General features: G+C 62.5%; 12 protein-coding genes. 5 read left to right on the forward strand and 7 right to left on the reverse strand.

Annotated features, from left to right (window positions below; translation table 11 throughout):
• The first annotated feature begins 14 nt into the window (after window positions 1-14).
• Both ACJ8HT_RS12410 and ACJ8HT_RS12415 read left to right on the forward strand, forming a co-directional pair.
• On the forward strand, window positions 15-971 hold the full coding sequence (locus ACJ8HT_RS12410; RefSeq protein ID WP_084826628.1) for an ABC transporter substrate-binding protein: 957 nt from the start codon (window positions 15-17) through the stop codon (window positions 969-971).
• Window positions 968-1,975 carry a FecCD family ABC transporter permease gene (locus tag ACJ8HT_RS12415; protein WP_197652210.1) on the forward strand — a complete coding sequence of 336 codons (1,008 nt, stop codon included), beginning with the start codon at window positions 968-970 and terminating at the stop codon, window positions 1,973-1,975. The genes ACJ8HT_RS12410 and ACJ8HT_RS12415 overlap by 4 nt, the downstream gene beginning before the upstream one ends.
• 13 nt (window positions 1,976-1,988) lie before the next feature.
• On the opposite strand, the gene ACJ8HT_RS12420 is transcribed toward ACJ8HT_RS12415, so the two are convergent.
• The 5 genes from ACJ8HT_RS12420 to ACJ8HT_RS12440 form a co-directional block, all read right to left on the reverse strand.
• On the reverse strand, window positions 1,989-3,512 hold the full coding sequence (locus ACJ8HT_RS12420) for a flavodoxin domain-containing protein (RefSeq protein ID WP_197652209.1): 1,524 nt from the start codon (window positions 3,510-3,512) through the stop codon (window positions 1,989-1,991).
• 5 nt (window positions 3,513-3,517) lie between these two features.
• Entirely contained in the window at window positions 3,518-3,943 is a 426-nt protein-coding gene (locus ACJ8HT_RS12425) for a PAS domain-containing protein (RefSeq protein ID WP_060421025.1), read from the reverse strand.
• 231 nt (window positions 3,944-4,174) lie between these two features.
• The gene (dld, locus tag ACJ8HT_RS12430; RefSeq protein ID WP_197652208.1) at window positions 4,175-5,881 is read right to left on the reverse strand and encodes a D-lactate dehydrogenase; all 1,707 of its coding nucleotides are present in this window, start codon (window positions 5,879-5,881) and stop codon (window positions 4,175-4,177) included.
• Window positions 5,882-6,006: 125 nt separating this feature from the next.
• Window positions 6,007-6,801, reverse strand: a complete 795-nt coding sequence (gene map, locus ACJ8HT_RS12435; protein WP_197652207.1) for a type I methionyl aminopeptidase — start codon at window positions 6,799-6,801, stop codon at window positions 6,007-6,009.
• Window positions 6,798-7,001 carry a ParD-like family protein gene (locus ACJ8HT_RS12440; RefSeq protein ID WP_006324220.1) on the reverse strand — a complete coding sequence of 68 codons (204 nt, stop codon included), beginning with the start codon at window positions 6,999-7,001 and terminating at the stop codon, window positions 6,798-6,800. The genes map and ACJ8HT_RS12440 overlap by 4 nt, the downstream gene beginning before the upstream one ends.
• Window positions 7,002-7,169: 168 nt before the next feature.
• On the opposite strand from ACJ8HT_RS12440, the gene ddlA reads away from it, so the two are divergent.
• Entirely contained in the window at window positions 7,170-8,273 is a 1,104-nt protein-coding gene (gene ddlA, locus ACJ8HT_RS12445) for a D-alanine--D-alanine ligase (protein WP_197652206.1), read from the forward strand.
• Between the two features lie 34 nt (window positions 8,274-8,307).
• On the opposite strand, the gene ACJ8HT_RS12450 is transcribed toward ddlA, so the two are convergent.
• Entirely contained in the window at window positions 8,308-9,087 is a 780-nt protein-coding gene (locus ACJ8HT_RS12450; RefSeq protein ID WP_197652205.1) for an ABC transporter substrate-binding protein, read from the reverse strand.
• Window positions 9,088-9,121: 34 nt separating this feature from the next.
• Window positions 9,122-10,276 (reverse strand): methionine aminotransferase, encoded by a 1,155-nt coding sequence (locus ACJ8HT_RS12455; protein WP_197652204.1) that lies wholly within the window; start codon window positions 10,274-10,276, stop codon window positions 9,122-9,124.
• 118 nt (window positions 10,277-10,394) lie between these two features.
• On the opposite strand from ACJ8HT_RS12455, the gene ACJ8HT_RS12460 reads away from it, so the two are divergent.
• Entirely contained in the window at window positions 10,395-11,315 is a 921-nt protein-coding gene (locus ACJ8HT_RS12460) for a LysR substrate-binding domain-containing protein (protein WP_197652203.1), read from the forward strand.
• A gap of 112 nt (window positions 11,316-11,427) precedes the next feature.
• Complete coding sequence (bglX, locus tag ACJ8HT_RS12465) at window positions 11,428-13,725, forward strand: beta-glucosidase BglX (RefSeq protein WP_070914057.1); 2,298 nt, start codon at window positions 11,428-11,430, stop codon at window positions 13,723-13,725.
• The last annotated feature ends 36 nt before the right edge of the window (window positions 13,726-13,761 follow it).

Below are 13,761 nucleotides of genomic sequence, written 5' to 3' on the forward strand. Positions count from 1 at the left end.
AACCAGAGAGAAACATGAACGCACGCGTATTCATCCTGCTTCTGCTGCTGGCCGCCAGGTCGGCGGCGGCCGAACATTTTCCCGTCACCGTAGAAAGCTGCGGTGTGCCGGTCACCTTCAACCAGGCGCCGCAGCGCGCCGTCATCAACGACATCAACATGGCCGAGATGGCCTTTGCACTGCATCTGCAGGATCGCATTGTCGGGCTGACCGGCATCACCGGCTGGTACAAACTGACGCCCGACTTCAAGGCCGCGATGGGCGCCATTCCCGAACTGGCGCCGAAATATCCCGCTTTGGAAACGCTGCTGGCGGCACAGCCGGATTTCTTTTTCGCCGGCTGGAATTACGGCATGAAGATCGGCGGCGACGTCACGCCGGAGAAGCTCGCCCCGTACGGCATCAAAACGCTGGTGCTGAGCGAGAGCTGCGTACAGGCCGGCGGGCGGCCGCAGAAGGCCGATATGAATCTGCTGTATGACGATGAGCTGAAGCTCGGCAAGATTTTCGGCAAGCGGCAAGAGGCCACCGCGCTGGTTGAGGGCTGGCAGCGCCGGTTGGCTGCGCTGCCCGCCAGGCCGGCGGGCCAGGCGCCGCTCAAGGTGTTCGTCTATGACTCGGGGGAGGAGAAGCCTTTCACCAGCGGCAAATACGCGATGCCGACGGCGATCATCGAAGCGGCGGGTGGCCGCAACGTGATGGACGGCTTGCCGGCGAGCTGGACGACGGCGTCCTGGGAGGCGGTAGCGGCGGCCGAGCCCGACTTCATTATTCTGCTGGATTACCAGACCGGATCGGGCGCCGATGCGCTGCGGCGCTTCCTCGAGTCCCACCCGTTGATGAAATTAACGCCTGCCGTACGGCACCATCGCTATCTGAAACTGCAGTATGCGGAGCTGACGCCGGGGCCGGCCAACATCGGCGCAGTGGAAAAGCTGGCGCGGGCGCTGTACGCGCCGGAGGCTGAATGAACTCACCGACCCGGCGGTTTATGCTGCTCGCGCCGTTGGCGCTGTCGGTATTGTGCGGGTTAATGATCTGGAGCCTGCAGCTGGGCAGCGTCGCGCTGTCATGGCGGCAGACGATGGCGGCATTGGGGCTTTCATCGGCGCCCCTCTCCGGCATGCTGGACACTATCGTCGTGCAACTGCGGGTGCCCAGAGCCTTGCTGGCGGCCTTGACCGGCGCCGGGCTGGCGATGACCGGCGCGCTGCTGCAGACCACCACCCGCAATGAGCTGGCCGATCCTTTTTTGTTTGGGCTCTCCTCCGGCGCCTCCGCCGGCGCGGTGCTGGTCATCACGCGCTTCGGCGATGCGCTGGGCGCGCTGACGTTGCCGCTGTCCGCCTTCGCCGGCGGCGTTTTGTCCGCCTTGGCGGTGATGATCCTGTTTCGCGTCGGCCGGGTCAGGCGCGCCGAGCAGCTGATCGTCTGCGGCCTGGCGGTCTCGTTTTTGTTCAGCGCGCTCACCAGCTACCTGGTGTTTTCCGGCGATCAGCGGGCGGCCGGTTCGGTGTTGTTCTGGTCGCTCGGCGGGCTGGGATTGGCGCGTTGGGATAATCTGTTCATTCCGCTGGTGAGTTTCGTGCTGCTGGCCGGGTTTACGGCGCTGCGTTGGCGGGCGCTGGACGCGCTGCTGGCGGGCGAGCAAACCGCCCATTCGATGGGGGTCAACGTGGCGCGCCTGCGCACCGAGACCTTTCTGTGCTGCGCACTGTCCACGGCGTTTCTCGTTTCGCTGACGGGCGTGATCGGCTTTGTCGGGCTGATGGTGCCCTACCTGGCTCGGCGCCTGGTGGGCGTGCGCCACCGTTTGGCCGTGCCGATGTGCGGCCTGCTGGGGGCGACGCTGCTGACCGGCGGCGACATGCTCAGCCGCAGTCTGATCCCCAATCAGGAGCTGCCTATCGGCATCATTACGGCCGGGCTGGGGGGCGCGTTCATCGTGTCCTTGCTGCTGCGTGCGGAACGATGAACGCCACCCTGTCTCAATAGAGTTCCAGATGCAGGCGCTGCTGCTCAATCAGCGTCTGCCACAGGTTTTCCGCCCCGCAGGCTTGCTCCAGCGCCGTCGCCACGGCATGTTCCAGATACTGGCGATTGCCGCACAGGTAGACATGCGCTCCCCGCCGCAGCAAGCCGCTGATGGCATCGGCATGCTCGCCGATCGCATGCTGCACATAATATTTGGCGGCGGCGTCGCGCGAGAAGGCGGTGATGAGGCGCGTGAGTACGCCCGCGGCGTTCAGTGCAGCCAATTCCTCGCGATACAGGAAGTCTTCATCGCGCCGTTTTTCGCCGAAGATCAGCACGGTTTCGCGCCGTTCATCCTGGGCGGCCATTTCGCGCAGCAAGCCTATCAAGGGCGCGATGCCGGTACCGGTACCGATAAGTAGCACCGGCACAGTGGTATCGCGCGGCAGGTAAAAGCCGGGGTTAGCGCGGCAGAAGAGGCGGAAAGGGCCGGGTTGGCTGAGCAGCCAGCCGGTCGCCGTGCCGCGCCGGGTGCGGCCGTCGCGTTCATATCGTACGTCGCGCACGCACAGGTCGAGGCTCTCTGCCCGCGTTGCCGAAGCGATGGAGTAGGCGCGCGGCAGGCAAACGGGCAGCAGCGCCAACAGGTTCTCCAGCGTGACCGTCTGCGGCGGGCAAAAATCGTGCAGTACGTCCAGCAGATCGGCGCCGTACAGATAGCTCTCCATGGCTTTGCGCTGGCGGATCTTGAGCAAGCCTTTGAGCTCTTCGCTGTCGGCCAACTGCGCCAGTTCGCGCAGCGTCGTTTTGCTGAGCTGGCGCAGTTCCCGGCGGCGCAGCGTGTCAGCGGCCTCTGGCCTGCCGAGCCAGCCAGCCAGCCGGGTCAATAATCCTTCGTCGTTCTCCGGCAACAGATAGACGGTATCCCCAGCCCGGTAAACGATGCCGCTGCCGGCGATATTCAACCGCAGGTGCCAGGCCTGCGGCGTGCGTGCGCTGAGCGGCCGCCGTTCGAGAAGGGCGGCGCTGAACGCATGGTCTTCGCCGTAGGCGGTCACGCGCAGATGCAAATCGCGGCCGGCCTGGGCATCGCCGGCCAGCACCTTCTCCAGCGTCGTCAGCCAGGTTGCGAAGAACGGTTCGAAGTTAACGTCGGCGTCGACGCGATTGATGATGGCGCGGGCGCCGTATTGCGTCAGACGTGCATCCAGCGCCTGCGTGAAGCCGCAGAAATGCGGGTACGCGGTGTCGCCGAGACCGAAGATGGCGTAGCGCAACCGGTGGCGATCCGGCCATTGCGCCAGCGCGTCGGAAAAACGCTCGGCGTTGGCGGGCGGTTCACCGTCGCCAAATGAGCTCGAGACGATCAGCAGGGCGTCACGTTCGCCCACATCGGCGGGCTGGATGGCGTTGAGTTCTTTCACGACGGGGCGGTAAGGTTGCAGGCTGCTTTGTTCACCCAGGCGCATCGCCAGCGCCCGGGCGTTGCCCGACTCCGAACCGTAACCAATCAGGATGCGTTCGATAAGGTCGGCCATGGCGGTTACTTGTCGTAGTGGTTGTCGAACTGTTCTTTGGCGAATTCCACCGATTCGAAGTCGGTCATCAGGTCGTTGATCACGCGGCGGATGCTGATATAGGCCGCGATATTGCCCTGGGCGTCATACAGCGGCTGCACCGTGGTGTCGACCACGTACAGCACGCCGCCTTTGCCGACGTTCGGAATGATGCCGGTCCAGATGCCGCCTGCCTTGATGGTGTCCCACATCGCTTTGTAAACCGCTTTCGGCACGGAAGGGTGGCGCACGATGCTGTGGGGCTGGCCCACCAGCTCTTCCCGGGAAAAGCCGGTCAGCTGGCAAAACAGATCGTTGACGTAGGTGATGGTGCCCTGCAGATCGGTGGTGGAGATCACCATCACTTTATCGAGCGCGGACAACAGCTGGGCGGAATCGAGGGTCTGACTCATGGTAGGTTCCTTCTCATTAACAACTTCGCGGTGATTGCCACGGCGGATGCCATGTATCCGTCATGACAGCTTTGTAATTGATTCTCATTTGCGATTGTGCGGTGAATGGTAATCGGGAAATTTATAAGTTGCAATAAAAATACATCTTTAACGAGGCAGAAAGATCACGACGAGGCAGGCAGGGGGAGAGGAAGCCCGCGCCGGGTGCGGCGGCGGGCTAATTGAGCGGTCTTAGCGGGGGTCTTCGGCCCAGCCTTTGCGTTTGCTGGTTTTACCGATGCCGGGGTTGAAGCTGTTGGTCGGATCGGCGGTGCGGTAGAACGCCTGCAGATCCGCCTTGGCGTGGTACAGGTGGCCGACGTTATGCTCCGCTGGGTACTCGGCGCCGCGCCGGTTGAGGATCTCGAGCATCTTTTCCTTTAGCGCGTGGCTGTCGACGCCCTTTTTCACCACGTAGTCCTGATGGAAGACGTGGCACATAAAGTGGCCGTAATACAGCTTATGCACCAGTTGGCTGTCGATCTCCGGCGGCAGGGTTTCGAACCAGTCGGTGTCGTTGCGGCGCAGGGCGATATCCAGCGCCAGAATATCCTCCACCTTGTCGGCGTGCACCGCATGGTAGCGCACGGCGGCGCCGGCGGCGGCGAAGCGGTGCAGGAAGGCCTTTTTGCCTTCGTCAGGCGTGCAGGCGAAGAAAGCGCCTTCGGCCTGGGCGAAGTACTCGGTCAGGTAGCGCTGCGCTTCGTCTACGCCGGGGCCGGCCATCTTCAGCAGCAGGTGATGTTCGAAACGTTCGCGGTATTCCTTCATGCGCTTCGGCAGGTGGCTCGGCGCCAGATGGCTCAGGCCCTGCATCAGCCGATCGGTCAGATTGTGCGGCAGCAGCGGCAGCTTGTTGAGGCTGGCGTCCATGCGGCCTTTCAGGGTGAAGAAGCGCGGCATCTGATCGGTGCCGAGCTTGTCGATCATCATGAAGGTGTCTTTGCCGTACACCTCGGCGATGTCGAAGATATCGCGGTGCATGTACTCACCGGCCACCGGCAGGTTTTCGAACTGGCTCAGCATGTGGCGGCGCAGTTCAGTCAGCACCGCGGTGTCGTTGGTGCCGATATAGAACACCTGCTCTTTGCCTTCTTTCTCGAAGGTGTCGAGCCGCACCGCGAACACCGCCAGCTTGCCGGCGCAGCCGGAGGCCTCGTACAGGCGGCGTTTGTCGGCGTTGAAGCGGGAAGGAGTGTCGGCATCGACGTCGCGCACCCGGCTGGCGTACTCGTTATCCGAGGCGCGCAGCTCGCCGTATTCGACGTCTGTCGGGCGATAGTCGCCTTTTTCCAGCCGGGTGAGGATCTCTTCCGGTGTGTCGCCGAGGCGGATGCCCAGATGGTTCACCAGGCGCAGCTGGCCGTCTTCCCCTAGCTGGGCGTACAGCGCCATTTCGGTATAGGCCGGGCCGCGTTTCACCAGCGAGCCGCCGGAGTTGTTGCACACGCCGCCGATCACCGAGGCGCCGATGCAGGAGGAACCGATCACCGAATGCGGTTCACGGCCGTAGGGCTTGAGCAATTTCTCGAGGTGGTGCAGGGTGCTGCCGGGGAAGCCGACCACCTGCTTGCCGTTATCCAGCACCTGAATATGGTCGAGGCGCAGGGTGCTGACGATGACGATATCACGGTCATAGTCGTTGCCGCTGGGGGTCGATCCTTCGGTCAGGCCGGTATTGGCGGCCTGCATGATGACGATTTTGTCGGCGGCCACGCAGGCCTGCAAAATGCGCCACAGCTGCAGCAGGCTGGTGGGAAACACCACCGCCAGCGCCTGGCCTTCGCCGGAGCGGAACCCCTTGCGATAGCGCTCGGTGTTGCGATCGCCGGTCAACAGCTGCGGGCCGCCGACGATGTCTTTAAGCTGGTTGATAAATGCCTGATTGCCTGACTGCATGCTGCCTGTCTCCCTGTCATCCCCGTCGCTTTAACCGCGGCGCCGGAGTGCCGCATATAAGCTAAGAGGTTATCAATTAAATAACTTATTAAGCTATCAGCTTGCCAGGCTAATGGCTTGCGGGTTTAGTAGCGCTCGGCGTAGCCGGCCCGGCGCTCTTCGTCGCGCAGTGTCAGGATCTCCACGCCGTCGGCGGTGACCGCCACGGTGTGCTCCCACTGCGCCGACAGTTTTTTGTCGCGCGTCACCACCGTCCAGCCGTCTTTCTTCTGCTTGATGCGGCGGTCGCCCTGATTGATCATCGGCTCGATGGTGAACACCATGCCTTCCTGCAGCACCATACCGCTGCCGGGGTGACCGTAGTGCAATACCGCCGGCTCTTCATGCATGTCACGGCCGATGCCGTGGCCGCAATACTCCCGCACGATGCTGTAGCCGGCCTGCTCGGCGTGCCGCTGGACGGCATGGCCGATATCGCCCAGGGTAGCGCCCGGTTTTACCGCGCGAATGCCCTGCCACATCGATTCATAGACGTTGTTCACCAGCCGTTTGGCCAGCGGCGTCACCTGGCCGACGCAGTACATCTTGCTGGAGTCGGCGATATAGCCGCTGTTTTCCAGCGTGATGTCTACGTTGATAATCATGCCGGAACGCAGGATTTTGCTGGCCGACGGCACCCCGTGACACACCACATCGTCGATTGAGGTGTTGAGCACATAGGGGAAATCATACTGCCCCTTGCTGGCCGGGCGCGACTTCAGCTCGTCGACGATAAACGCCTCGGCGCGGTCGTTGATCTCCATGGTGGAGATGCCTTCGACGATGACCTCATCGAGCATAGCAAACACTTTCGCCAGCAGGGCGCCGGAATGGCGCATTTTGGCAATCTCTTCCGGCGTTTTAATCACAATCTGTTTCACCCGACAATCTCCTTCAGCGTCAGCGCATTATCTTTCATCATTTTTTTTACCAGCTGCGGGTAGGTCAGTTCCGGATGGAACTCCGCCAGCATGCCGATCTTGATCCAGTATTCAGCCTGCGCGTTGATCGAACGCGTCATGGTCAGGCTGGCGAGGCGCAGATCGTCATGCAGCGCGTCCGAAATTTTTACGATGCCCATCGGCGTCTCCCTAAGTGAACGATATACGAAGTGTATACGCTTTGGATGGTGGCGATGTGGCATTCTGTGGCGTAAGAAGATTCTGGCAACAACGATTGCCGCCGCCAGACAATGCGTTTATTGTGATGAACGACTTTTTTGCCATGATTTTTCAGAAGGATTTAAGGCGTGACTAAACTACGTGTTGGGGTGATTTTTGGCGGTAAATCGGCGGAGCATGAGGTGTCGCTGCAGTCGGCCAAAAACATTGTGGATGCAATCGACAAAGAGAAGTTTGACGTCACGCTGCTGGGGATCGACAAACAGGGGCAGTGGCACATCAACGACGCCTCCAACTACCTGCTCAACGCCGAGAACCCGGCGCTGATCGCGCTGAACCGCTCGAACAAAAACGTGGCGCTGATCCCGGGCCAGGAAAAACAACAGCTGATCGAAGCGGGCAGCGCCGGCGCGCTGGGCCAACTGGACGTCATCTTCCCGATCGTGCACGGCACGCTGGGGGAGGACGGTTCGCTGCAGGGGCTGCTGCGCATGGCCAATATGCCGTTCGTCGGCGCCGGCGTGCTCGGTTCGGCGGTCAGCATGGACAAAGACGTGACCAAGCGCCTGCTGCGCGACGCCGGGCTGGCGGTGGCGCCGTTCGTCACCCTGACGCGCGCCAACCGCGCCGGATTCACGTTTGAGCAACTGAGCGAGCACCTCGGCCTGCCGCTGTTCGTCAAGCCGGCCAACCAGGGCTCCTCGGTCGGGGTCAGCAAGGTGGAAAACTGCGCCGAGTTCGACGCGGCGGTATCGCTGGCCTTCAGCTTCGATCACAAGGTGCTGGTGGAGTCGGCGATCGTCGGCCGCGAGATCGAGTGCGCGGTGCTGGGCAACGACGATCCGCAGGCCAGCGTGTGCGGCGAGATCGTGCTGAGCGACGCCTTCTATTCTTACGACACCAAATACATCAATGAGCAGGGCGCTCAGGTGGTGGTGCCGGCGGCAATCGCGCCGGAAGTGAGCGACCACATCCGCGAGGTGGCGCTGAAGGCGTTCCGCACTCTGGAGTGCTTCGGGCTGGCGCGGGTGGATGTGTTCCTGACGCCGGACAACCAGGTGGTAATCAACGAAATCAACACGCTGCCGGGCTTCACCAACATCAGCATGTATCCCAAGCTGTGGGCCGCCAGTGGCGTCAGCTATCAGGCGCTGATCACGCGCCTGATCGAATTGGCGCTGGAGCGCCACCAGCAGGATCGCGCGCTGAACAGTTCGGTGTTCGATCGCTAAACGCGGGAGGGGGCGGCGGTGCCGCCCCCGTCTATCACTTCACCGTCACGTCGATGTCGCCGAAATACTTCTTCGACAGCGCCGCCACCGTGCCTTGCTGTTTCACTTTGGCGATGGCGGCATCCAGTTTTTGCTTCAGCGCCTCATCCCCTTTACGCAGGCCGAAGGCGATACCTTCACCGAGGATTTTGTCGTCGCGCACCGCCTCGCCGACGAAGGCGAAGCCTTTGCCGTCCGGCTGCGACAGGAAGCCGCTTTGCCCCGACGGCGCCATCACCAGCGTGGCGTCAAGCCGACCGGCCGCCAGGTCAAGGTAAACCTGATTCTGATCCTGGTAAGACACCACGTCCACGCCTTCTGGCGCCCAATGGGTTTTGGCGTAGATCTCCTGAATCGATCCTTGCAGCACGCCCACGTGTTTGCCCGCCAGCGATTTGGCGTCCGGCAGCAGGCCGCTGTCGGCCTTGGCGATCAGGCGGTTCGGCACCTGATAGATGGCGTCGGTAAAGGCGATCGCCTGGCGCCGCTGTTCGGTCACGTTCATCGCCGAGTTGATGGCGTCGAACTTGCGCGCCTGCAGCGCCGGGATCAGGCTGTCGAACGAGGTTTCCACCCAGCTGCATTTCAACTGCGCGGCGGCGCACACCGCATCGCCCAGTTCGATGTCGAACCCTTCCAGTTTGCCGCTGGCGGACTTGGATTCGAACGGCGGATACAGCGCTTCCAGGCCGAAGCGCAGGCTGTTTTCCGCCGCCAGCGAAGAGCCGGCGGCCAGCAGGCATCCGGCGGCGAACAGCGTTTTCAAAGCTTTCATAGGCAGTGCCCCTTTCCCATGGTCGGACAAAAAACTACGCCTGGCTCAGGCGGCGTGCGCCTTCCAGCAGGGTCTCGTTATCTTTGGAAAAACTCAGCCGGATTAGGCCGGTATTGGTGCCGTCGCTGTAGAACGCCGACAGCGGGATCGTCGCCACCTTCGCTTCGCGGATCAAGCGTACGGCGAAATCATTGTCGCTTTCGTGACTGAAGGCGCTAAAACGGGCCAGCATGAAGAAGCTGCCGCGGCTGGGCAGCAGCTCAAAGCGCGAATCCTGCAAGGCGCTGGCCAGCAGATCGCGCTTTTGTTGGTAAAACGCCGCCAGCCCCAGGTAGCTCTGCGGGTTGGCGAGCGCGGCGGCGAAGGCGTGCTGCATCGGCGTATCGGCGGAGAACACCATAAACTGGTGCACCTTGCGGATCTCGTCCATCAGCGCCGCCGGCGCCAGGCAGTAGCCGACGCGCCAGCCGGTGACGTGGTAGGTTTTACCGAACGACGACACGATCACGCTGCGTTCCGCCAGCTGCGGGTAGCGCGCCATGCTGTGGTGAATTTCGCCGTCGAACACCACGTGTTCGTAGACCTCGTCGGACAGGATCACGATGTCGGTGTCGCGGGTCAGGGCAGTCAGGCGTTCGATGTCGTGCTCGTCAAACACCGCGCCGGTCGGGTTGTGCGGCGTGTTGACGATGATCATGCGCGTTTTGCCGTTGATGGCGGCGGCCACTTCGTCCCAGTCGACGCGAAAATCCTGCAGCGACAGTTTGATCGCCACCGGCGTGGCGCCCTGCAGGCGCACGATCGGCGCATAGCTGTCGAACGCCGGTTCGAAATAGATCACCTCGTCGCCGGGATGCACCAGCGCGCTGATCGCCGAGTACAGCCCTTCGCTGGCGCTGGCGATCACCGTGATTTCTTCGTCGGCGTCATAGCGTGCGCCATACAATCGTTCAGCTTTTTCCGCCAGAGCAGCACGTAACGCTGCCACGCCGCTCATCGGCGCGTATTGGTTATGACCTGCGCGCATGGCTTGCGCCGTTGCCTCGATCAGCTGCGGGTCGCCGGTGAAGTTGGGCGCGCCCTGCGACAGATTGAGGGCCTGATGTTCGGCGCTGAGTTGGCCAATGACGGTGAAAATGGTGGTGCCGACGTCCGGCAGCTTCGAGCGGGATGAACAGGCGCTCTGCATGATGGGCTCCAGGCAAACAGGGAAGTGTTGAGCGATTAAGCATCAGTCGGCGTAGGCGGACAAGGGAAAGTTTGTCATACTTGCCATGCACTACGATCATACCTAATCGAGGCCCGCTATGCCGATATCCCTGCCGTCGCTCGACGTGTTGAAAACCTTCGTGGTGGTGGCACAACGCCTCAACTTTACCCATGCCGCCCGGGAGCTGCACCTGACGCAGGGGGCGGTCAGTCGGCAAATTCTTGGGCTGGAGCAGCGCCTGGGTTATCCGCTGTTCAGCCGCCAGGCGCGCGGTTTGGCGCTGACGCCGCAGGGCGCGCAGCTGCTGGCGCCGGTGCAGCAGGCGCTGGGGCAGCTGGACGAGGCGCTGACGCGTGCCGCCGCCCCGCCGGGGGCGCTGCGCATCAAATGCCCGACCTGCGCGATGCGCTGGGTGCTGCCGCGCGTGATTCGCCTGCAGAATGAACGGCCGGACATGCATATCGAGCTGACCGCCTCGGTGTCGCACGGTCTGGATTTCAGCACCGAGCAGTTTGACGCCGCGGTGGTATTCGGCCGGCCACCGGGTAAAAAGCTGACCGCGCACCTGCTGTTCGACGAAATCCTCACGCCGGTCTGCACGCCGACGTTTCTGCCGCCAGTGCCCCGGCTGGCGGATTTGACGGACAAAACCCTGCTGCACCCGACGCGCGATCGGCGCGACTGGCTGCGCTGGCTGAAGTCGGCGGGGGCCGATGCGCTGCCGTCCGGCAAGGCTCAGCATTTCGATACTCTCGATCTGGCGATGAGCGCCGCGCTGCAGGGGTTCGGCATCGCCATCGGCGATCTGTGCCTGCTGGAGGAGGATATTCAGGTGCGGCGCGTCGTCACGCCGTTCCCGCTCTGCGTCAGCAGCGGCGCGGCCTATTATCTGGTCTATCCTGAACGCGGGGCGCCGCCGCCGGCGTTGGCGCCGCTGATCGATTTTCTGACGGCGGAGGCCGCCGACAGCCGCGCCCGGCTGCAGAATTACCTGCCGATAACCTGTAATGCTTTGTAAACATTACCGATGCGAATTCCCTTGGCGATGAAACAGAGTGTGGCAAACTGTTTCTTCACTCTGATTAAACCCCGCGGCTTTGGCGGCGGAAACACGCCTGAGATAAAACAAGATGAAATGGCTTTGTGTGGTGAGTATGTTGTCCGGTCTGGCCCTCAGCCCGGCTTTTGCGCAGGAAACGCCGATAACGCAGGGCATTCACGCCCAGCAGCGCGACGCCTTCGTGTCCCATTTGATGAAGCAGATGACGCTGGAAGAGAAGATCGGCCAGCTGCGGCTGATCAGCGTCGGGCCGGATAACCCGAAAGAAGCGATCCGCGAGGGCATCCGCAAAGGGCAGATCGGCGCCATCTTTAATACCGTCACCCGCCCGGACATTCGGGTGATGCAGGATCAGGCGATGCAGCTCAGTCGCCTCAAAATTCCGTTGTTCTTCGCCTATGACGTGGTGCACGGCCAGCGCACCGTGTTCCCGATCAGCCTGGGGCTGGCGGCCAGCTTCGATCTGGAAGCCATTGCGCTCAGCGCCCGCGTGGCGGCGCAGGAGGCCAGCGATGACGGCCTCAACATGACCTTCGCACCGATGGTCGATATCACCCGCGATCCGCGCTGGGGCCGGGTCTCCGAAGGCTTCGGCGAAGACACTTGGCTGGTGTCGAAAATCGCCAAAGTGATGGTCGACGGTTTCCAGAACGGCGACCCGGCCAAGCCCGGTTCGGTGATGGCCAGCGTTAAGCACTTTGCGTTGTACGGCGCCGTCGAAGGCGGCCGCGATTACAACACCGTCGACATGAGCCCGCTGCGCATGTATCAGGACTATCTGCCGCCTTACAAAGCGGCGGTGGATGCCGGCAGCGGCGGGGTGATGGTGTCGCTCAACTCGGTGAACGGCGTGCCGGCGACCGCCAACCCGTGGCTGCTGAAAGACCTGCTGCGCGACCAGTGGGGCTTTAAAGGCATCACCATCAGCGACCACGGCGCAATTAAAGAGCTGATTAAACACGGCGTGGCCGCCGACGCGCGCGACGCGGTGCGGTTGGCAATCACCTCCGGCGTCGACATGAGCATGAGCGACGAGTTTTACGACAAATACCTGCCGGGTCTGGTGAAAGACGGGCTGGTGCCTGAAAGCGATATCGACCGCGCCTGCCGCGACGTGCTGAACACCAAGTATGACATGGGGTTGTTCACCGATCCGTATGTGCATCTGGGCCCGGCGGGTTCCGACCCGCAGGACACCAACGCCGAAAGCCGTCTGCACCGCGCCGAGGCGCGGGTGGTGGCACGCAAAACGATGGTGCTGCTGAAGAACGATAAGCAGACGCTGCCGCTGAGCAAGCAGGCGACCATCGCGCTGGTCGGGCCGATGGCAGACAGCCAGCGCGACGTGATGGGCAGCTGGTCGGCCGCCGGAGTGGTCAAGCAGTCGGTGACCCTGCGCGAAGGGTTGGAGCGGGCGGTGGGCGACAAGGCGCGCATTCTTTACGCCAAGGGCGCCAACGTCACGCAGGATAAAGGCATCATCGACTACCTGAACGAGTATGAGCCGGCGGTGGCGTTCGACACCCGTTCGCCGCAGCAGATGATCGACGAAGCGGTACAGGCGGCGAACAAGGCCGACGTGGTCGTGGCGGTGGTGGGGGAATCGCAGGGCATGGCGCACGAAGCCTCCAGCCGCGCCGACATCACGATCCCGCAGAGTCAGCGCGATCTGATCGCCGCGCTGAAAGCCACCGGCAAGCCGCTGGTGCTGGTGCTGATGAACGGCCGGCCGCTGGCGCTGAGCTGGGAGAGCGAGCAGGCGGACGCGATGCTGGAAACCTGGTACAGCGGCACCGAGGGCGGCAACGCGGTGGCGGACGTGCTGTTCGGCGATTACAACCCGTCGGGCAAGCTGCCGATGACTTTCCCGCGCTCGGTCGGCCAGATCCCGATGTACTATAACCACCTGAACACCGGCCGCCCGTTCGGCAAGGAGAATCCGGGCAAGTACACCTCGCGCTACTTCGATTCGCCGAACGGCCCGCTGTATCCGTTCGGTTACGGCCTGAGCTATACCACCTTCAGCCTGTCGGATCTGAAACTGTCCAGTCCGACGATGGCGCGCAACGGCAAGCTAACTGCCAGCGTCACGCTGAAAAATACCGGCAAGTATGACGGCGCCACGGTGGTGCAGCTGTATCTGCAGGACGTGACAGCCTCGGTCAGCCGGCCGGTAAAAGAGCTGCGCAACTTCAAGAAAGTGACGCTGAAGGCCGGTCAGTCGCAGCAGGTTGAGCTGCCGATTAGCGAAGACGATCTGAAGTTCTACAACGCCAGCCTGAAATGGGGGGCGGAGCCGGGCAAATTTAACGTGTTCGTCGGCCTGGACTCCGACAACGTGCAGGCGCAAAGTTTTACGCTGAAGTAACCCTGTCCCCCTCGTTCGCCGCGCTGAGCGAGGGGG

Origin of the sequence: Serratia sp. CY44782 (assembly GCF_052168715.1) — a bacterium.
GTDB lineage: Bacteria > Pseudomonadota > Gammaproteobacteria > Enterobacterales > Enterobacteriaceae > Serratia > Serratia nevei.